At 65.1% G+C, this 20,050-nt stretch carries 18 protein-coding genes; 8 read left to right on the forward strand and 10 right to left on the reverse strand.

All coding sequences use genetic code 11. The features are described 5' to 3' along the window. Positions 1 to 3: 3 nt before the first annotated feature. From ipdA to ipdC, 3 genes are read left to right on the forward strand one after another with little or no spacing between them, the layout of a single operon-like run. A complete protein-coding gene (gene ipdA, locus QM841_RS26640; RefSeq protein ID WP_283334382.1) occupies positions 4 to 894 on the forward strand; it encodes a cholesterol ring-cleaving hydrolase subunit IpdA in 891 nt (296 codons plus the stop codon). Beyond that, complete coding sequence (gene ipdB, locus QM841_RS26645; protein ID WP_283334383.1) at positions 891 to 1,652, forward strand: cholesterol ring-cleaving hydrolase subunit IpdB; 762 nt, start codon at positions 891 to 893, stop codon at positions 1,650 to 1,652. Before ipdA ends, ipdB begins: the two co-directional genes overlap by 4 nt. Next, positions 1,649 to 2,710 carry a (3aS,4S,5R,7aS)-5-hydroxy-7a-methyl-1-oxo-octahydro-1H-indene-4-carboxyl-CoA dehydrogenase gene (gene ipdC, locus QM841_RS26650; protein WP_283334384.1) on the forward strand — a complete coding sequence of 354 codons (1,062 nt, stop codon included), beginning with the start codon at positions 1,649 to 1,651 and terminating at the stop codon, positions 2,708 to 2,710. Before ipdB ends, ipdC begins: the two co-directional genes overlap by 4 nt. Before the next feature lie 65 nt (positions 2,711 to 2,775). Here ipdC and QM841_RS26655 read toward each other — a convergent pair whose 3' ends face one another. From QM841_RS26655 to QM841_RS26670, 4 genes are all read right to left on the reverse strand, one after another. After that, positions 2,776 to 3,762 (reverse strand): phytanoyl-CoA dioxygenase family protein, encoded by a 987-nt coding sequence (locus tag QM841_RS26655; protein WP_283334385.1) that lies wholly within the window; start codon positions 3,760 to 3,762, stop codon positions 2,776 to 2,778. Between the two features lie 141 nt (positions 3,763 to 3,903). Continuing rightward, positions 3,904 to 5,406, reverse strand: a complete 1,503-nt coding sequence (locus QM841_RS26660) for an MFS transporter (RefSeq protein WP_283334386.1) — start codon at positions 5,404 to 5,406, stop codon at positions 3,904 to 3,906. Positions 5,407 to 6,154: 748 nt separating this feature from the next. Next, positions 6,155 to 6,838: an MspA family porin gene (locus QM841_RS26665; protein ID WP_283334387.1), complete on the reverse strand. Its 684-nt coding sequence runs from the start codon at positions 6,836 to 6,838 to the stop codon at positions 6,155 to 6,157. A gap of 63 nt (positions 6,839 to 6,901) precedes the next feature. Next, a complete protein-coding gene (locus tag QM841_RS26670) occupies positions 6,902 to 7,582 on the reverse strand; it encodes an MspA family porin (protein ID WP_283334511.1) in 681 nt (226 codons plus the stop codon). 980 nt (positions 7,583 to 8,562) lie between these two features. Between QM841_RS26670 and QM841_RS26675 the strand changes: the two genes are divergently transcribed. Then, positions 8,563 to 8,817 carry a hypothetical protein gene (locus QM841_RS26675; protein WP_283334519.1) on the forward strand — a complete coding sequence of 85 codons (255 nt, stop codon included), beginning with the start codon at positions 8,563 to 8,565 and terminating at the stop codon, positions 8,815 to 8,817. Between the two features lie 342 nt (positions 8,818 to 9,159). Here QM841_RS26675 and QM841_RS26680 read toward each other — a convergent pair whose 3' ends face one another. Next, entirely contained in the window at positions 9,160 to 9,468 is a 309-nt protein-coding gene (locus tag QM841_RS26680; protein WP_005250101.1) for an antibiotic biosynthesis monooxygenase family protein, read from the reverse strand. A 121-nt stretch (positions 9,469 to 9,589) separates the two neighbouring features. Next, on the reverse strand, positions 9,590 to 9,835 hold the full coding sequence (locus QM841_RS26685) for a sigma factor-like helix-turn-helix DNA-binding protein (RefSeq protein ID WP_283334388.1): 246 nt from the start codon (positions 9,833 to 9,835) through the stop codon (positions 9,590 to 9,592). A gap of 132 nt (positions 9,836 to 9,967) precedes the next feature. On the opposite strand from QM841_RS26685, the gene QM841_RS26690 reads away from it, so the two are divergent. After that, a complete protein-coding gene (locus QM841_RS26690; RefSeq protein WP_283334389.1) occupies positions 9,968 to 10,735 on the forward strand; it encodes a hypothetical protein in 768 nt (255 codons plus the stop codon). On the opposite strand, the gene QM841_RS26695 is transcribed toward QM841_RS26690, so the two are convergent. The 4 genes from QM841_RS26695 to hppD all read right to left on the reverse strand — a co-directional run bounded on the left by QM841_RS26695 (position 10,708) and on the right by hppD (position 16,416). Further along, positions 10,708 to 11,109, reverse strand: coding sequence for a DMT family transporter (locus tag QM841_RS26695; protein ID WP_283334390.1), 402 nt, complete (start codon positions 11,107 to 11,109; stop codon positions 10,708 to 10,710). The genes QM841_RS26690 and QM841_RS26695 overlap by 28 nt on opposite strands. Before the next feature lie 59 nt (positions 11,110 to 11,168). Continuing rightward, complete coding sequence (locus QM841_RS26700; RefSeq protein WP_283334391.1) at positions 11,169 to 13,544, reverse strand: FdhF/YdeP family oxidoreductase; 2,376 nt, start codon at positions 13,542 to 13,544, stop codon at positions 11,169 to 11,171. A gap of 14 nt (positions 13,545 to 13,558) precedes the next feature. Continuing rightward, entirely contained in the window at positions 13,559 to 15,109 is a 1,551-nt protein-coding gene (locus QM841_RS26705) for an FAD-dependent oxidoreductase (RefSeq protein WP_283334392.1), read from the reverse strand. Positions 15,110 to 15,210: 101 nt separating this feature from the next. Further along, complete coding sequence (hppD, locus tag QM841_RS26710; RefSeq protein WP_105418187.1) at positions 15,211 to 16,416, reverse strand: 4-hydroxyphenylpyruvate dioxygenase; 1,206 nt, start codon at positions 16,414 to 16,416, stop codon at positions 15,211 to 15,213. A gap of 180 nt (positions 16,417 to 16,596) precedes the next feature. Between hppD and QM841_RS26715 the strand changes: the two genes are divergently transcribed. The 3 genes from QM841_RS26715 (at position 16,597) to QM841_RS26725 (ending at position 19,994) form a co-directional block, all read left to right on the forward strand. Further along, positions 16,597 to 17,124: an Lrp/AsnC family transcriptional regulator gene (locus tag QM841_RS26715; protein WP_005261973.1), complete on the forward strand. Its 528-nt coding sequence runs from the start codon at positions 16,597 to 16,599 to the stop codon at positions 17,122 to 17,124. A 209-nt stretch (positions 17,125 to 17,333) separates the two neighbouring features. Next, positions 17,334 to 18,560 (forward strand): Glu/Leu/Phe/Val dehydrogenase dimerization domain-containing protein, encoded by a 1,227-nt coding sequence (locus QM841_RS26720; RefSeq protein WP_133985475.1) that lies wholly within the window; start codon positions 17,334 to 17,336, stop codon positions 18,558 to 18,560. A gap of 15 nt (positions 18,561 to 18,575) precedes the next feature. Beyond that, on the forward strand, positions 18,576 to 19,994 hold the full coding sequence (locus tag QM841_RS26725; protein ID WP_283334393.1) for an amino acid permease: 1,419 nt from the start codon (positions 18,576 to 18,578) through the stop codon (positions 19,992 to 19,994). Positions 19,995 to 20,050 lie beyond the last annotated feature (56 nt).

The raw sequence follows: 20,050 nt of genomic DNA on the forward strand, positions 1-20,050 counted from the left end.
TCGATGGCGAGCAAACGCGACAAGAGGATCTCGCTCGACGACGCGGTCGGGCAACTGCGCAGCGGAATGACCATCGGCATCGGCGGCTGGGGTTCGCGCCGCAAACCGATGGCGCTGATCCGGGCGCTGCTGCGCTCGGATGTCACCGACCTCACCGTCGTCACCTACGGCGGCCCCGACCTGGGGTTGCTGTGCTCGGCGGGCAAGGTCAGGAAGGCGTACTACGGTTTCGTGTCCCTCGATTCGGCCCCGTTCTACGACCCGTGGTTCGCGAAGGCGCGGACCGCGGGTGAGATCGAGGTCCGCGAAATGGACGAGGGCATGGTCAAGTGCGGCCTCGAGGCCGCCGCCGCCCGGCTGCCGTTCCTGCCGATCCGCGCCGGGCTCGGCTCCGACGTCCGAGGTTTCTGGGGCGACGAACTGCGCACCGTCACCTCCCCCTACCCGGACGCGTCCGGCAAGTCGGAGACGCTGATCGCGATGCCGGCCCTGAATCTCGATGCGGCCCTGGTTCATCTGAACCTCGGCGACAAGCACGGCAACGCCGCCTACACCGGAGTCGACCCCTACTTCGACGACCTGTACTGCGCGGCCGCCGAGAAGCGGTTCGTCTCCGTCGAACGGGTGGTGGAAACCGAGGAACTGGTGAAAACCGTTCCACTGCAAAACCTCATCCTCAACCGCATGATGGTCGACGGCGTAATCGAGGCCCCGCACGGCGCCCACTTCACCCTCGCCGGCGACAGCTACGGCCGCGACGAGAAATTCCAGCGCCACTACGCCGAATCGGCGAAGACCCCGAAGGCGTGGCAGCAGTTCGTCGACACCTACCTGTCCGGCAGCGAGGACCACTACCAGGCCGCCGTGAAGAAATTTGCAGAGGAGCAGGCATGAGCGAGACGATCACCGACGTCACCCGCGCGGAGTACTGCGCGATCGCGTGCGCCGACATCTTCTCCGGGGCAGGCGAGATCATGGCCAGCCCGATGGCGACCCTGCCCCTGATCGGCGCCCGCCTCGCGCGACTGACCACCGAACCCGACCTGCTGATCACCGACGGCGAGGCCCTGATCTTCGCGGACACCCCCGCCGTCGGCGCGAAGGCCCCCATCGAGGGCTGGATGCCGTTCCGGAAGGTCTTCGACGTCGTCGCCTCCGGCCGCCGGCACGTGGTGATGGGCGCCAACCAGATCGACCGGCACGGCAACCAGAACCTGTCGGCGTTCGGTCCGCTGCAGCAGCCGACACGGCAGATGTTCGGCGTCCGCGGCGCCCCCGGCAACACGATCAACCACCCCACCAGCTACTGGGTGGGCAAGCACACCTCGCGGGTGTTCTGCGACAAGGTCGACATCGTCTCGGGCGTCGGCTACGACCAGATCGACCCGGAAAACCCCGCCTACCGGTTCCACCACCTGCACCGGGTGGTGAGCAACCTCGGGGTGTTCGACTTCGGCGGACCCGACCACACCTTCCGGGCGCTGTCGCTGCACCCCGGCGTCACCGCCGCCCAGGTCGCCGAGAACACCTCGTTCGAGGTGGCAGGGCTCGCCGACGCCGGCACCACCCGCGCACCCACCGACGAAGAACTACAGCTGATCCGCGAGGTCCTCGACCCCCGCAACCTGCGCGACCGGGAGGTATCGGCATGAGCACCCTCCGCACCGCACTGACCGAGCTGGTCGGCGTGCAACACCCGGTGGTCCAGACCGGGATGGGCTGGGTGGCCGGACCACGACTCGTCGCCGGCACCGCCAACGCCGGCGGCCTCGGCATCCTGGCATCGGCGACGATGACCTACACCGAACTCGAATCGGCGATCGCGAAGACCAAGACCCTCACCGACCAACCGTTCGGGGTCAACATCCGCGCCGACGCCACCGACGCCCCGCAACGCATCGACCTGCTCATCCGCGAGAACGTGCACGTCGCGTCGTTCGCGCTGGCACCGAAGCAGGAACTGATCGCGAAGCTCAAAACCGCCGGCGTGGTCGTCATCCCATCGATCGGCGCCGCCAAACACGCCAAGAAGGTCGCCTCGTGGGGCGCCGACGCCGTGATCGTGCAAGGCGGCGAGGGCGGCGGGCACACCGGCCCCGTGGCCACCACCCTGCTGCTGCCCTCGGTGCTCGACGCCGTCGACATCCCCGTCATCGCCGCCGGCGGCTTCTACGACGGACGCGGACTCGCCGCCGCCCTCGCCTACGGCGCCGCCGGCATCGCGATGGGCACCCGCTTCCTACTCACCCAGGAATCCACCGTCCCCGACTCCGTCAAACAGCAATACCTCACCCGGGGACTGCAGGACACCACCGTCTCCCGCAAGGTCGACGGCATGCCCCACCGGGTCCTCAACACCGACCTCGTCAACAGCCTCGAACACTCCGGCAACATCCGCGGCCTCGCCGCCGCCGCCCGCAACGCATCCAAATTCAAGACCATGACCGGCATGAAATGGTCGACGCTCGTCAAAGACGGCCTCGCCATGAAAAAATCCAGCGACCGCACCTGGCAGCAGATCATCATGGCCGCCAACACCCCGATGCTGCTCAAAGCCGGGCTCGTCGACGGCAACACCCACGCCGGCGTCCTCGCCTCCGGACAGGTCGTCGGACTACTCAACGACCTACCCACCTGCAAGGACCTCATCGACGGCATAATCGCCGACGCCATCAAACGCATCGACGCACTCAGCGCCCTCCGCGCCTGACGACAGGTTGCAGCTGCCAGCCTGGGGTGCGTGCCAGACAGCCATAGACACGCACCCCGCTGCTGTCAGCTCTCGTCGGAATGCATATCCTCGAACCGTATCGCCCGGCGATCGACTCCGCTCCGGAGTTCCGGGATGTAGGGGTACCGGGCATTCACACTACCGCGACTGTCGGTTTCAGAGCGCGGAAAGACCCGTCCCGTGTATTCAGCAACCACCTCGAACCCGAACATCTTTCTTTCGGCTTCCGACAGGTTGTCGTACACGTCGTCGTGCAGAGAGGCGACGTAGTCATCCTGAGGTCGCATGAAGTGCATGCAATAGCCATTGAGGATGGAGAGTCGTGTCTTATCTGAACTTGATCGTCCCTGGAAATGCCACGTTCTACTCTCGAAGATGACCGCCGAGCCTGCCTTACAAACCATCGGTTCCGAGGTGAAGGACTCTAGCGACTCAGCCTTCCCGGTCTGGGGGTTTCTCCCTATGCGTGGCGAAGGCCAGTGATGGCTACCGGGCACCATCTCGGTCACACCCATACCGACTTCGAAGTCGCTCAGCGCCACCATCGCATGGAAGTAGACCGGGGAAGGCGTCGCAAAGGGGATTGGTTGTTGGTCGCTGTGGAGAACTTGGCCCCCCGACCCGCGGCGCACTACGAGACCCGTCGACTGCGCCATAAAGAAAGGAACGCCTCCGAGTATGTGTCGACCATATTCAGCCACAACAGGATTCATGGCCAGGTCGATAAATTCGCGACCTTTGTTCGGCAGTGCCAGGATCGCTTGCCATGCAGGAAGCGCACCGTGTGCGGGCCTCCCGAGCTCGCGGTCGCCGAGCGTGATCTCGTTTGCCATCCTGAATGATGCAACGCCTTGCTCGAGCTCGAGCGCGGCCTGCTCCTCGAGCCTACTTCGCGTGCGCGCCACCTCATCGGCCGAGATCAGGCTCTCGTGAACTGTGTACCCGAACTTGTCGAGTTGACGCTTGCCGAGTTCTATATCGGTAGTCGCGATCGGGTGATCCTGCACGATCTTTGCCGATGTGTCATTCATTCTCTCCCCTTAATTGTTTGCGACGAGGAACCTTGCCGGTGGCGCTAATGTTCTGCAGCAGTGCTGGATGCGTCTTGGTCTGTTGCACTTTTTCATCCGAAGCCCGCACTCGGGGACATCTTCGGCGATCACCAGGCGGGTTCAGGCCACGGACTCCACTGATTGCGGCTTGAGACCATGTCTCATCATCAAACTCGCCACCAGGCCACCGAGAGCGAGAGCAGTCGTCAAGGCATACACGGTGGTGAACCCCATTCCCGCGTAGATCGGTGAGCCCTCCACAACGGTGACGACATTGAGCGAAAGAATCGCAAACCCGGTCTGTACGGCGACCGCGCTGCCGAGTGATCCGACAACGTTTACTGTGCTGGCGGTTACGGCTTGCAGCCGCACCGGCGCGGCCGCAATAACGAGATTGGGAATTGCAGCGCTGATCAATCCGCCACCGAATGCGTACACGAGGTACCCGGCTAAAATTGTGCTGAAACTCGTGTGAGCGAGAGCCAGCATCACAGATCCGACCGCCATCAACCCGAACCCGACGACGTTTGGCAGTCGTGCTCCACGCTTCTCCGCGAGATACCCAACCGTGAAGCCCATCAGCACCGACGCAATGCCACCCGGCGTCGTGATGCGGGCCATATACCCCGCTGACTCACCGAGTCCATATGTGATCCCCAGTGCCGCCGGGGTCTGCACGATGAACGACAAGAGGATGAACTGAAGAACGATGACGGCTTGGCCGGTGAACTGGGTGATCAACGTGGTGACAACGGCCCGACCGCGAAGAACTGCGAGGTCAATGAGCGGCTCGACGATCTTCGACTCGTAACGCGCCCACCCGACAAAGACGCCCAGTGTGATTACGCCGCATGCCAGAGTCTTCCATGAAGTCCAACCCCACGTTCCACCTTCACCGAGTCCGAACAGGAGGACCGCCACGCCACCTCCGAGCAGTAAGCCACCAACCCAGTCGATGCTGGTTGTGACGCGCACTGGCGACTCGGGCACGATGATAACTAGAATCCCACCTATCACGATGGGGAAGATTGCCAGCGCGAAGAACACACCACGGTAGCCGAATTGGTCGAGCAGGGCACCTGCGACTACCGGCCCAATAATGCCAGTGACACCAATACCCGCGGTGGCGAGACTGACCGCAAGTGCGAGCATCCGCTTCGGGAAAATATCCCTCATCAGCGAGTATGTGATGGGTAGGATTGCAAGGCCGATACCCTCGATCGCACGTCCGGCGAGAACAACGGCGAAGTTCGGAGCAACGGCAACGATCAAAGACCCGACCGCCATACAGGCAGTCACAATGAGCAGCCATTTCTTCTTGCCGTCCCTGTCCGCGAGCTTTCCGACCAGCGGTGCAGTGACAGCACCGGCGAGGGTGAACAGAGTGGACACCCACGCAATATTCGGCGTCGAGAAGGCCATCGCCATCTCCGGCAGTGCGGGAGTCACCAGATTGAAGGCATACGCTACTTCTTCGGAGAGAAGCACCAGAACTATCAGGACGCCGATCCAACCCGCAGTCGATTTGTGTGCGACACCGTCCGCATCGCGCGAATAGTCCTCGCCGGCAGGGGGAATCGGAGCGGCTCCCTGGCGGGCCCAGTTTTCGGGGTTAGCAGACATGCGCTACCTGCATTTCTTTAGCGGCTAGGCCGCGCGGACGTGAGTGATGTGCGTTGTCCGGGAGTCCCACGGACCATGTGACCCGTCACACATTAAGATAGAGCGAGCGATTCCGTCAACTGATCCACTACGTTGGACGCAGGAATCAAGACCCATCCACGTTGCACTGGAGGGTATTTGACACACTCCCATGGCGGCACGCCACCGGCCCACCGGAGCGAGCGAGTGAAACAAATCTTCGGCAACGCTCACGAAACCAAGCGATCGCTCAATTCTGTGACGGTGTCATCCATGACGCCCCTTTGGGGTTGTGAAGACGAGGAGACGCGAGCGTGCCCTGGTTTCCCATCGGTTCCGCATCGCCCGAGGAGTGGGTTACACCGCCGGAGCTCCCTCGAATCCCTACGCAGCGCACAATGGTCGCAGAAAAGACATTCGACAACGCTGTGTTTGAACTCGAGCGTCCCGCGCCCGTTCACAATGAGCCAGCCCTGCCGGCGGACGATCTCGCGGGATAGTACGGAGGCCACAACCAGCCCGACCTTCAGCACTCAGACGGCCACGCGGTGGGCGATGGCCGCGCTTGCGGTTCGTCCGCTCGTTGCGGCCAAAGATGGTGAGACCTTCTACCGCAACGAGCATGGCTGTCAGCGATGGTCACGGCGCTGCGACCACCCTATGAAACTCCAGCACAGGCCTGCCTACGCGGTTCCTGTTCTGGAGTTGGAGGCATCCGACAGCCGGTCGATCATCCGATACTGAACGGCTGTCCCCACAGTGTGACAGTGCTCTTGACATTCTCGGTCTCGACCTCGACTTTGACGTACGAGCGAGCCTGGGCGTAGCCGGCGCAGCCGTTGACGCCGAGAGAGACGTCGGACCAACCAACGGAACCTGCACCACCCTGGAAGTAGTGAGCGCCCCAATGGATTTCCGATCCATATGCATCCGGCATTTCGATGTCGAGGATGGCGGTGTCAACCGCCTGACCTGGCCCAAGCGTAATACCGCCGTTTGCGCCGCCGGAAGCCGGAATCGAAGCAGTTCCGGAGGCCAGTTGGCTGGGAGTCACTGAGGCTCCTGCATTGCCTGCCACCCCGGCCCCGAAGTCGACCTGACAAGCCAAGATATAACCCGGGTAGATGTAAGCAGTCTTCGCGGGATTGCCTTGAAGGTTGACAGAAGCCTTACCCGACACCCAGACGTTGCGGTGCAGTGGCGTCGAGCCCAGCGACGCTGACACGTTTGCGCTCTCGTTCGTCAAGTGAAGTGTGACTACAGTGCCGTCCGCCAGGGTCTCTGTGGCCGTGCCACCCGGCAGGGGCACGAAGGTGTCAGCGTTCGCGGCACCGACAGAGAAAAAACCCATGGTCGCGACAGCAGCGGCTCCAACCGCAGCCAACCGCGCACCGTTCTTTCGGTTAATAGTCATTGTTCCCTCTCAGGGTAGAAGCCTCGCGCACGCGAGAAAGATGAATTGGAGCAAGCGCAGAAGTCAGCCGATGCTGAACGGGGCTCCGTATAGAACAGTCTTCGAATAGTCGTTGCCCACGATCTCCATTACGGTGTATGCGCGAGCCTGAGCAAAGCCGCCGCAGTTCTGTACCTGCAGTTCGGCGTCGTGGTACTGCAGTGTGTACACCCCGTCCTTCAGGATGTCCTTAGCGGTAACAGGAACGTACTTGACTTCACCGGAGTTCAGGGGAACCGTCAAACCGACAGACGTCGCGAGGGAGTCCATTCCCAAGCTGAGCGACGGGTTGGCCGACAGACCGGTCACGTCCACCTGACAACCCACGATGTACCCGGTCGATACTCGCGAAACCCCGTGTGTGGTAGATCCGTTCGTGCCGTTATACGTACCCGCGGTATTGGGCGTTCCATTTGCGGTGGGCGCCTCGGTGACCTCCTTTATGCCCTTGACATCTGCGGTCACCGTGCCTGACACCCACGCCGTGCGGCCGGCACCATTGGCCGCCAACGACGGCGATACCAATGCACTCTCCGCCGTCCGCGTCACCGTCGCGTTCGGCCCCGTTTTCGACCCATCAGGCAGCGGAATAAGAGTGTCAGCGCTCGCTACGGCGTTGGACATCACGCTGAACGCAAGAGCAGCGGCACCGAGGCCTGCAATACGCACAATGCGGGGGAAACCCGGCTTGTGTTCGTTCGTGATCACTTGATTCTCCTTATTCGGGTTGGAAGCTGTTAACGCGGCCCATAGGCCAAGTTGAGATATGAGGTCGATCCCATCTACGGGAGAGGCATCGAGAGGAGCCTTCTTACTCTCTCCGCATCGACGAAGATCGACCGATGACCACGTGCGGAAGTTATGACGTGCGGGCGCTGTGGCTTTGTGGACCTTCCCATCTCGAGAATGTGGCCCAGGTCAGTTTTCGGATCCGCGGGCACAGCGCTCCACGCTGAGTTGTGGAACTGCGAATCGCGGCGTTCGGTGCTCGCTCTGACGTGAGGGCCGCCTGGAATCGTTCTGCACGACGAACTCAGGACGATTCATCCAAGCCTGGATTCGCCACACACTGGTCCTGTACTGCCCAGCACAACCGCCGCTCCCGCGTGACCGCGTTGCTTACACGCCGTCATACCGGAAATCACCTCATTCACTGCTCATCTATGCCTGTCGTTGCCCTCGCTCTCCGAACACGATTGGTTGGGACAACGAAGACCCAATCGCCGTCGCCTCGAACGCCCTTCGCATCGCATCACTCAGCTGTGCTACCGGTCACAGACCGTAAACGAGACAGCGGGTCTTGGCAATAGCCTCATTGTCTATTCAGAAATCATGGGATCTTTCGAGTGCTGTCGGGACACCCCTATCGCGTGACACCAGATCTCACGCCACGATTAGGAGGAACGCGACAGGGTCGGGTGACAACCTGCGTTCTAGAACGCCCAATTCTCAGGTCCCCCACCCTCAACCAGCAATCAGGGTAGTGGATCAGTTGACACAATCGTTCGATCCAATTATATTTGCGGTCGGTCACCAGTCACACGGCGAGCGGTGACCCTCGGCACTATTGACGATGGAACGTGAGACGACGGAACTTATTACCTGCTTGCTAGCCGGCCGCGAATATTGCTCGCGGCAATGCCCTGCGAGGGCCTGAAGATTGCTCGGGCGAAATAATTTTGGGCGTGTACGGCGCGGGAGTTCAAGCAGGGCAGAACGAGTACCTGCAGCCGCTGATCGATGGCGGCAAAATCCTCGCAGCCTGTGAGACCGCGATCGGGGACGGCAATCCGGTCTCGGCTCAGTCCTTCGCGCAGGAGTGCCAACGTGGATACGGCTGGGACCGCACCCGCATCGACAGCACCGAGGGCGCCAAGATCTGGGTCGGCCACGGTGTCCTGGCGCACAACCTGGTCAAGATCAGCACCCTGCCAGCGTGAAGGACGCGGATCGGGGGGACTTGTGCCCAACCCAATCGCTCGGTACCGTCCCGGCGTCCGCGAGATGGTCGCCGGTCGTCCCGCCCGACCACGGACGCCCGGCTTCGAAGATTGATCCGTCCTCGACGTGTAGCAGCATCACATTCCGGACACGAGTTCGTGAGGGACGGAACTCCTTTTCACTTCGTCGAACATTCAACGGAGCATGCTTCGGCGAATCCGGATATGCACCGCCGAACCGAAAGTCCGGCACAACCGGATCCCTGGTGGTCCGGGCGCGGCTCGATCAGCACGCCCGGACCACACGTGCCCTGTTCCAGCCGGTAGCTACCGACACCTCGATCAGTCTTCTTCAGTCGCAGTGTTCTGGACCACCTCGAACCAGGTGGAATCCATCTGGCCGGCTTCAAGTCCCACGAGCTCGTCGCGAGTCGCGCGGAAGGCTTCGTCATGATGCCAGGCCGACCAGTCTTCTCTCGTTTCCCACACACCGACGATGGCGCGCTCGAGTGGCTCGTCGACCCCCTTGAGAAGCTGCGCTGATATCCACCCCGGCTTTTCACGCGCCGCAGCAACCCGCTCATGCATTGCGCCGTCCCATCGCTCGGCTCCCTCCTCGCGAAGCACAACTCTGGTGATGATTGTCATCATTGTGGCTCTCCTTTCGGACCCTCCTCAGAATGAACCTGTGGGTCGGCAAACTCCACGAACGCGCCGGCACACCGCCGAGACGACGTGAAAGAGGCAGCACCGCGGGATCCCGCGGCGTCGATCAGTACTGCCCGTTCGCCGGATTGTCGCCGTCGACCACCGCCCCCGCGGCGAGTTGCCGCCGGAGGAGGTTGAGCGCCGCGTGCTGGAGGAGGAGCACGCCCTCGACGTTCGTCCCGAGAATGCGCGCCACCTCGACGGCCGGGAGGCGGTGCGCGAGCCGGAGTCGCAGCACCGTCCGGTGGCGGTCGGGGAGGGTGTCCATCAGGGTCGCGGCCCCGGCTGCCTCCTCGTCGTCGATGGTCACGACAGGCCTTTCTCTCGGATCGCACCACTGTCGCCGACCCGATGTCCCAGGTGGAAGGGACCGGAGTCCCGATCGTCCGGGATCCTGCCGACACGGCTCCGACGGCCCGCCCGACGCTTTACGCTGAACGGCATGGCCGCTCTTCGCGCGGAGTGGATCAGAATCTGGCGCAACCCGGCAGACACCCTGGCGACCGTTGCGTTCAATGCCGTCCTGATGATCGGGGCCTGGTTCCTGCTGCCCCGGAACTGGTTGTTCGAGTGGACCGGACCGTCGGGTTTCGCTCTGGCCCTCGCCGGCTGGATGTACGCCGACGTCACCGCCACCAACGTGCTGGCACCGGACCGTGAGCGGGTTCTCGCCGCACTCGACGACGGGGCCGCGCTGGGTGCGTTGCTCGCCGCGAAGGCGGTGGCGCTGTGGATGCTGATCGCGCCGATCTGCGCGACCATCGCGGTCGCCGTGGGTTTCGTCGAGCAGGACTGGCTGTTCACGGCGGTGGTGGTCGTCGCGGTGGCGCTGTGTCCGTTCGGTGCACTCGCCGGGTCGAGTCTCGTCGGTGTGTTCTTCCCCTACCACCAGCGGTCGCTGCGGTGGCGGTGGGAGCAACGCGACCGCTGGCACACCGTCGTCGTCCGATGGCTGATCCTGCTGGTGGTGCCGTACGGGGTGTTCCCGGCATTCTCCGTCGCGATCGCCGTCGTCCCGGTCGTGCTGTGGCGCCTCATGCGACCCGCCGATGTGCACACACGGATCGGCACCGCGGACTTCGCGCTGTGCGTCGTCCTCGCCGTCGTCATCTCCGCGCTGATGTGGGTGGTGGCGCGTCGAATCGCCGTGTCGCGCATACAACGCCACGAACCGTTTGCGGCCTACCTGCGCGATCGGGACAGGGGCTGAGCCGGATCCGTGCCCGCGTCCTCCACGACGGCGGCGCCGCGCGCCAGCGCCACCGCGGCCATGATGACCGCGATCAGGGCGACGAGGACGGCGGTCACCTTCCGGTCGGCGTCGAGGTATTCGCCGAGCAGCGACGCCACGAGTGGTTCCATCACAGTGGTCGCGGGCAGCGACGCCTGCAGCGCTCCGACCTGAAAGGCCGACTGCTGCAGCGCGACCGCGGCGGCTCCCACCACGACGAGCGCGTACAACTCGAGCGAGCTGAACAGCGGCCTCGGCCCCTCACCGGCGAGGTGCACCACACCCTTCGTGGTAAGTGCAGAATGTCCGGTTCGCCCGGCGACGTGAGTGCCGACGCGTAGCCCCGCACACATCGCCACTCACCTGCGCAGGTGAGTGGGAAAGCGTGCCGGGGCACACGATGCCACTCACGTCAGGAGAGGTGCTTCGGTTGGGGGGTCGACTTGTGGAATCGGTCCGATCCGACCTCGTCCTGGCTCGCCTCCGGTGGGAATTCGGCGCTGTATTTGCCGGCATGTTCCAGGGAGACGATGACGGACTTCGACGTGGGACAGTTGCTGCCGGCCGCCGTGGAATCGAGCGGGACGAGCGGGTTGGTCTCCGGGTAGTAGGCGGCGGCCGAACCCCGGGGCGTGTCGTACTCGACGATCCGGAAATCGTGGGCGCAGCGGACGCGGTCGTCTTCTGCCCAGTGAGTGAAGAGGTCGACCATGTCCCCGTCGTCGAATCCGAGGGCGGCGATGTCGTCGCGGTGCAGGAAGATCACGCGGCGTCCCCCTTCGATTCCGCGGTAGCGGTCGCTGAGCCCGTAGATCGTGGTGTTGAACTGGTCGTGGCTGCGGATCGTCTGCAGGATCACGTGCCGCGGGGGCACCTGCAGCACCTCGATCGGGGACACCGCGAATTCGGCGCGCCCCGAGTGGGTGGGGAACGTGCGGGAATCGCGCGGCGGGTGCGGCAGGACGAACCCGCCCGGCCGGCGGACGTTGACCTCGTACCCCTCACAGCCGGGCACCACCCGCGAGATGTGCAGGCGGATGTTCGCGTAGTCGTCCCGCATCTTCTTCCACTCGAGACCGTAGCGGTCGCCGATCGTGGCCTCCGCGATGCGGGTGACGATCCCCACCTCCGAATCGAGTTGCGGGCTGGCCGGTTTCAATGGACCACGGGAGGCGTGGACCGAGCACGTCGAGTCCTCGACCGAGATGAATTGCGGCCCGCCGGCCTGGACGTCCTGCTCGGTGCGGCCTTTCGTCGGCAGGATCAGGGCGGTGTCACCGCACACGAGATGCGAGCGGTTGATCTTCGTCGAGATGTGGACCGTCATCCGGGTCTTGCGCAGTGCGGCGGCGGTGACGTCGGTGTCCGGGGCGGCCTGGACGAAGTTGCCGCCCAGCCCGAGGAAGAAGTGCGCCTTGCCGTCACGCATCGCCCGGATGGAATCGACGGTGTCGTACCCGTTCTCGCGGGGCGGATCGAAGTCGAATTCCTTCGCGAGCGCGTCCAGGAAGTGCCGCGGCGGACGCTCCCAGATCCCCATCGTGCGGTCGCCCTGTACGTTCGAGTGCCCGCGCACCGGCAGCAGCCCGGCACCGGGTTTGCCGATGTTTCCCTGAGCGAGAGCGATATTGGTGACTTCCTTGATGATCGCCACCGAGTTGTGGTGCTGGGTGAGTCCCATCGCCCAGCAGAACACGGTGGCGTCGGAATCCCGCAGGAGCCGGGCCGCGTCGGTGATCTGTTCCCGCGACAGCCCGGTCGTGCGGGTGACGACGTCCCAGTCGATGTCGGTGACGTGCTGCTTCCACAGCTCGAATCCGATCGTGTGCTGGTCGATGAACTCCTGATCGAGGGCATCCCATTCGACGAGCAGTGAGCCGAACGCCTGGAGCAGCGCGAGGTCGCCGTTCAGCGCGATGGGCAGGTGCATGTCGGACAGGTCGGTGCCCGGGCCCACCATGCCGCGGGGCGTCTGCGGATTCTTGAAGTTGACCAGGCCCGCCTCACGGAGCGGGTTGATCGAGAGGATCTTCGCACCGTTCTGCTTGGCCTTCTCCAGCGCCGACAACATCCGCGGATGATTGGTACCCGGATTCTGGCCCTGCAGCACAATGAGTTTCGCCTGATAGACGTCGTCCATCGTGACGCTGGCCTTGCCGATGCCGATCGACTCCTGCAGCGCGATGCTGGTCGATTCGTGACACATGTTGGAACAGTCGGGCAGATTGTTCGTCCCGAACGCGCGGACGAACAGCTGGTACGCGAACGCCGCCTCGTTGGACGCCCGGCCGGACGTGTAGAAGATCGCCTCGTCCGGACTGTCCAGGGCGTTCAGCTGATCCCCGATCAGGGTGAAGGCCTCGTCCCATTCGATGGGCTCGTAGTGCGTTCCGCCGGGCCGCTTCACCATCGGATGCGTGATCCGGCCCTGCTGACCCAGCCAGTGCTCGCTGTGACAGTCGAGCTCGGCGATACTGTGGCGGGCGAAGAATTCGGGTGTCGCGCGGTCGCGGGTGGCCTCTTCTGCCACCGCCTTGGCGCCGTTCTCACAGAACTCCGCGGCGTGCCGGTGGCCCGGCTCCGGATCGGGCCACGCACAGCTCATGCAATCGAACCCCTCGGCCTGGTTCAGTTGCAGCAACGTCTCGGCCGTACGGACCACGCCCATGTGCTCGAGCGCGCGCTTCATCGACACCGCGACAGCGGTCGGGCCTGCCGCGTGGTCCTTCGGGGGCCCGACCTCGAGATCGGCCTCGTCGTAGTCCCGTTCCTCGTCCTTGTGTCGCATCGTTCAGCCTTTCCTCAGGACGACCTCCCCACCAGTCGACCGAGATAGTCGATGACGTCGTCGGCCGCGGTGGCCGCGGCGGTGAGCGCGACGTACCCGTCGGGGCGCACCACCACCAGCGTGCCACCGTGTGCCCCGTATGCGCTGCGCGCCAAACCGCGGTCGTCGACGACGTCCACGCCGGGACCTCGGGAATCGCCCACCACCACGTACGTCACGTCGTCGGGCGCGTCTTCCGCCAGGGTCTGCAGGATGTGCCGGGAGCCGCCGCCGAACCCGAGGACCGTGAAGTGCGTCCCCCGGAACACGTCGAACAGCCGCAGCGGCGTGCCGTCGGGGCTCAGGCAGGGCGCGTCGGGTGCGCGATCTCCGGCGCGCAGACCCGTCGTCGCGTCCCCGTCCCGCGACAGCGAACTCCACGGGTAGCCCAGACCGAGTTGCTGACCGTCCTCGGTCACCGCGCCCGCAAACCCCTCGGAGTCCTCGCGCCCGAGGTTCGAGGCCACCTTCTGCAGTCCCGCGCTGCTCACCCCGAGCGTCCAGCGCGCGAGCGGCAAGCGTTCCTCCTGGTACGTGTCGAGGAGCGACGGGTCCGCGGAGCCGGCCAGGGCGAGAGCCAGCTTCCACCCGAGGTTGTAGGCGTCCTGGATTCCCGTGTTCATCCCGAGCCCACCGGACGGCGGATGAACGTGGGCCGCATCCCCGGCCAGGAACACCCGACCGTCGCGGAAGCGGTCCACCATCCGCACGTTCACATGCCAGGTGGACAGCCACGTCGGTTCGGACAATCGCACGCCGGGGCCGCAGGCGATGTCGTCGAGAACCCGCTGGAAGTACTCGAGCGACGGTTCGGGCAGGTTGCCTTCCTCGTCGAAGTCCGCGAACGGCACGCCCTGGAACTGCCAGGAGTTGATTCCACGGAACGGGCACAACGCGACGAACCCCCGCTCGGGGTGCGTCCACTGGTACCAGCGATCGGGGACCAGGCCGTCGACGGACACGTCGCCGAGGAGCATGCCCTCGATGCCGCCCGTCCCCGCGAACGTCACCCCGAGCGCCTTGCGCACCGCGCTGCGCCCGCCGTCGCAGCCGATAAGGTAGCGCGCCATGACGGTCCCGCCGCCGGCGAGCCGGACGGTCACCTTGTCGGTGGTCTGCTCGAAGCCGACCACCTCGACGCCGCGCTCCACGTCGATCCCGAACTCCGACAGCCTTTCTCGCAGGATCTGCTCGGTCCGCCACTGCGGGATCATCAGACCGCCGTCGTAGGGCCGATCGGGGGTGGGGCTCAGGTCCGCGTGCGGGTCGCTGTCGCGCACCACCTGGCCGCGCACCGCGACCCGGCTGGGCAGGTGCCGGAACCCCGCCTCGACGATCTCGTCGACGATGCCGAGATCGTCCATGACTTCCTGGCTGCGCGCGGTCAATCCCTTTCCCCGCGAACCCGCGAACGGCTCGGGCGACTTGTCGAGGATCCGCACCTCCACGCCCCGACGCGCCAGTTCCAGCGCGAGCGTGAGCCCGGTCGGACCGGCACCGGCCACCACTGCCTCGGTAGGGCTCATGGCGTCATCGTATTCGGGACGGCACCGATCGCGCGGGAAAGTCGCTGCACAATCGTCGACGAAGGTTCGCCCTTACCGGTCTCGCGGAGTGATCCTCTCGCTCAGAAGTTTCCGCGGGCGGCTTGTTCGCGTTCGATGGCTTCGAAGAGGGCTTTGAAGTTGCCGATGCCGAAGCCGAGGGAGCCGTGGCGTTCGATGAGTTCGAAGAACACGGTGGGCCGGTCGACGAGGGGTTTGGTGAAGATCTGCAGCAGGTAGCCGTCCTCGTCGCGGTCGACGAGGATGCCGCGTTTCTGCAGTTCGGCGATCGGGGCGCGGACGTTGCCGATCCGGGCCCGCAGTTCGGGGTCCTCGTAGTAGGAGTCGGGGGTGGCCAGGAATTCGACGCCCTCGGCGGTCAGCTGGTCGACGGCGGTGAGGATGTCGTTGGTGGCCAGCGCCAGGTGCTGGGCGCCGGGACCGCGGTAGAAGTCGAGGTATTCGTCGATCTGCGAGCGTTTCTTGGCGAGGGCGGGTTCGTTGAGGGGGAACTTGACCCGGTGGTTGCCGTTGGAGACGACCTTGCTCATCAGGGCGGAGTAGTCGGTGGCGATGTCCTCGCCGACGAACTCGGCCATGTTCGTAAAGCCCATGACCCGGTTGTAGAAGTCGACCCAGTGGTCCATCTTGCCGAGTTCGACGTTGCCGACGACGTGGTCGAGGGCCTGGAACAGCCGCTTGGGGGCCCCGTCCCGTTTGGTGTGCGACGACGCCCGCTCGACGTAGCCGGGCAGGTAGGGGCCGGTGTAGTTGCTGCGGTCGACGAGGGTGTGGCGGGTGTCGCCGTAGGTGGCGATCGCGGCGAGGCGGACGGTGCCGTGCTCGTCGGTCACGTCGTGGGGTTCGTCGAGGACGGTGGCGCCCTGGGCGCGGGCGTGGGCGATGCACTTGTCGACGTCGGGGACGGCGAGGGCGATGTCGACGACGCCGTCGCCGTGGGTGCGGTGGTGCTCGATCAGGGGGCTGTCCGGGTTCACGGCGCCTTTGATGACGAAGCGGACGGCGCCGGATTCGAGGACGAAACTGTGGTGGTCGCGGTTGCCGGTGGTGGGTCCGGAGTAGGCGACCAGGGTCATCCCGAACGCGGACTGGAAGTAGTGGGCGGTCTGGGTGGCGTTGCCGACCACCCAGACGACGGCGTCCCAGCCGCTGACCGGGAACGGGTCGCGGGTGCCGTCGTACTCGACGAGCCCGACCAGTTGCTCGAGCTGGCCGAGGTCGAGACCTGCCAGGCGTTCCTTGTCGGTGAGAGTCTGCTCGATCGTCATCGCTGTCTTCCTGGTTCGAGGGACGGAGTGTGGCTTGTTGCCTGGGTCACTACGAAAACCCACCCCGCCCACATAGGCAACCGGGCCAGCAGAAGCTAGCCACAGTGCCATCTTCGGCGACCCCGGAACCACTCTTCTTATACAGTCGGACTAGTTGAATCCGCCCGGAGAGGTCTGGCCATGAAGGACGCAGTGCAGTTGGACGAGCTCGACTTCGCCCTTCTCGACGCCATGCACGACGACCCGAAGGCCGGCGTGCTGGAGCTGTCGCGCCGGATCAAGGTCGCTCGGGCCACCGTTCAGGCGCGGGTGCGCAAACTCGAGGAGTCGGGCGTGATCGCCGGGTACGAGCCGCGTCTCGACATCGCGGCCGCGGGGTTCGACGTGCAGGCGTTCGTCACGCTGGAGACGGCGCAGGGCGCGCTCGACTCCGTGACGTCGGAACTGGAGTCGATTCCCGGCGTGCTCGAGGCCTTCGCGACCACCGGTTCGGGCGACATCCTGTGCCGCATCGCGGCGGGTTCCCACCTCGGGCTGCAGCAGACGCTGATCGATCTGAACAAGTCGAGCGTCGTCGCCCGGTCCACCAGCGTGATGGTGCTGTCGGTGATCGTCCCGTACCGGTCGATGCCTCTCCTGCGGACCCTCGACCGGCCGCGCTCAGCGAAGGCCCCGGCCTACCGCACAGCTTCCTCGGAACCGGATTAGCAACACGATCATCGGCTCTGCTGCACAAACTGAATAGAAAATCCTGGAACTTCTTTCTCGGTGATGTTCATCGTGGCTATGTGCCGCCCGGCCGGTTGCGGCGCACGAGTGGTGCCCGACACAGTGATCGCCGTAACAGCGCGGGCAGCGGTCGGGAACACCGACCGGGTCGCCCCGAGCCCCCGGCAGTCGAGAAACCGAGAGAAGCCATGAAGAATCTGCTCACCCGATTCGAAGAGAAGGCCCCCGAGATCGTCTTCGAGTGGCACGACACGGAGACCTCCGCACGCGGATGGACGGTGATCAACTCGCTGCGTGGCGGCGCTGCCGGCGGCGGCACCCGGATGCGTCGCGGTCTCGACCGGCGCGAGGTGGAGTCGCTCGCGAAGACCATGGAGGTCAAGTTCACCGTCTCGGGTCCGGCGATCGGCGGCGCGAAGTCGGGCATCGACTTCGACCCGACCGACCCGCGCAAGGACGAGGTGCTGCGACGCTGGTTCAAGGCCGTGACCCCGCTCCTCAAGGCGTACTACGGCACCGGCGGCGACCTGAACGTCGACGAGATGGCCGAGGTCGTGCCGATCACCGAGAGCTACGGCCTGTGGCATCCGCAGGAGGGTGTCGTCAACGGCCACTTCGCTGCCAGCGATCGTGAGCGGGTCCAGCGGGTCGGACAGCTGCGCCTGGGTGTCGCGAAGGTCGTCGAGGATGCGCGGTTCACTCCCGATCCGCACGCGAAGTACACGGTGTCCGACCTGATCACGGGCTGGGGTGTCGCCGAATCGGTGCGGCACTACTACCGGGTCTACGGCGGCGAACTGGCCGGTAAGCGCGTGATCATGCAGGGCTGGGGCAACGTCGGCGCCACCGCCGCGTACTACCTGGCGCAGTCCGGGGCCCGGATCGTCGGCATCCTCGACCGCAACGGTGGGCTGTCGAACACCGACGGCTACGACTTCGAGCAGATCCGCGCCCTGTTCCTGGCCAAGGAGGGCAACGAACTGCGCGCGGCAGGCACGGTGCCGTTCGAGGAGATCAACGAGACGATCTGGAGTTCCGGCGCCGAGATCTTCCTCCCCTGCGCCGCATCACGTCTCGTGACCCGCGACCAGGTGGACCGGCTGATCGCCGGTGGCCTGGAGGTGGTGGCGAGCGGCGCCAACGTGCCGTTCGCGGACGACGAGATCTTCTACGGCCCCATCTACGAGTACGCCGACAAGAGTGTGGCCGTCGTCCCCGACTTCATCGCCAACTGCGGTATGGCCCGGGCGTTCGCGCTGCTGATGGAGGGCGACATCGAGGTGTCGGACGAGGCGATCTTCGGTGACGTCTCCGCCACCGTCGCGACGGCGCTCGAGCGGTGCTTCGCGCGTTCGTCGCAGCCGACCGGAATCGCCGGTACCGCGTTCGAGATCGCACTCGATCAGCTCGTCTGACGGCCGGGAGCCCCCATGAACACCGTGCACGACCCACCGAAATCCTCTGGCCTGCAGCAGGCGATGAAACCGAGACAGCTGGTGATGATGAGTCTGGGCGGCGCGATCGGCGCCGGACTGTTCGTCGGCTCCGGTGCGGGCATCGCCGTCGCCGGACCTGCCGTGCTCGTCTCCTTCCTCATCGCCGGATTCCTCGTCGTCCTCGTGATGCGGATGATGGGCGAGATGGTGGCCGCCGACCCCGACAGCGGCGCGTTTTCCGTCCACGCCGAGAACGCGATGGGCCCGGTCGCCGGCCGGACGATCGGCTGGCTCTACTGGGTGCAGGTCGTCATCGTGGTGGCCGCGGAAGCGACCGCGGCGGCGGCGATCACCGCCGCCTCCATACCCGCAGTGCCGCAATGGCTGGCGGCCCTGGCGTACATGAGTGTGCTGACCGCCGTGAACCTGGCGGGCGTCTCCCGTTTCGGCGAGTTCGAATTCTGGTTCGCCGCACTGAAGATCGTCGCGATCGTCGCGTTCCTGGCGGTCGGTTCCGCGATGATCCTCGGCTGGATTCCCAGCTTCGACGCGCCCGGCCTGTCGAACCTCACCGGTCACGGCGGGTTCGCCCCCAACGGTGTCACCGGCATCGCGGCCGGCCTGCTGATCGTGGTCTTCGCGTTCGGCGGCACCGAGGTGATGGCCATCGCGGCCGCCGAGACGTCGGAACCGCGGCGCAACGTGAGCCGCGCGGTGCGGTCCATCGTGTGGCGGATCCTGGTGTTCTACGTCGGTTCCGTCCTCATCATGGTGGCAGTGCTGCCGTGGACCGCCGACGAACTCGCGACGGGACCGTTCGTCGCGGTCCTGAACGCCGCGCACGTGCCCGGAGCCGGCGCCGTCATGACCGTCGTCGTGGTCATCGCATTGCTGTCGTCGCTGAACGCCATGCTGTTCAGTGGCTCCCGGATGATCTACTCGCTGTCCGAGCGTGGGGCGGCGGCGAAGGTGTTCGGCCGGGTGTCGGGCAACGGCGTTCCCCGCGTGGCGGTGCTGGCGTCGGTGACGTTCGGGTTCGTCACCGTCGTCCTCAACTACCTGGCCCCGGATCGTGTTCTGCCGCTGCTGCTCAACGCGGTCGGCTCGACGATCCTGGTGCTCTGGACGTTCGTCACCGTCTCGCAGATCGTGTTGCGGCGGCGCGCCGAGAGGTCGGGCCGGACGGATCTGCCGCTGAAGATGTGGGGCTTCCCGTATCTGTCGTACGTCGCCCTCGCGCTGCTGGCCGCGGTCGCGGTGCTGGCGTTGTTCGACGACGCGGCACGCAACCAGCTGTTCGCGACGCTCACGTTCACGTGTGCGATCACACTGGCCTGCTGGGTGCTCGGACGCAGGCAACGCGGTGCGGCCGCCGACTCCACGCCGGAGAAGACGCCCGAGACCGTCGGCTGAGACGACACCCGCGGTCTCACGGATGTCGAGGGGTCATCCGTGGGGCCGCGGTGGTC

This window comes from Rhodococcus sp. IEGM 1307, assembly GCF_030056915.1.
GTDB classification, from domain to species: domain Bacteria; phylum Actinomycetota; class Actinomycetes; order Mycobacteriales; family Mycobacteriaceae; genus Rhodococcus_F; species Rhodococcus_F opacus_D.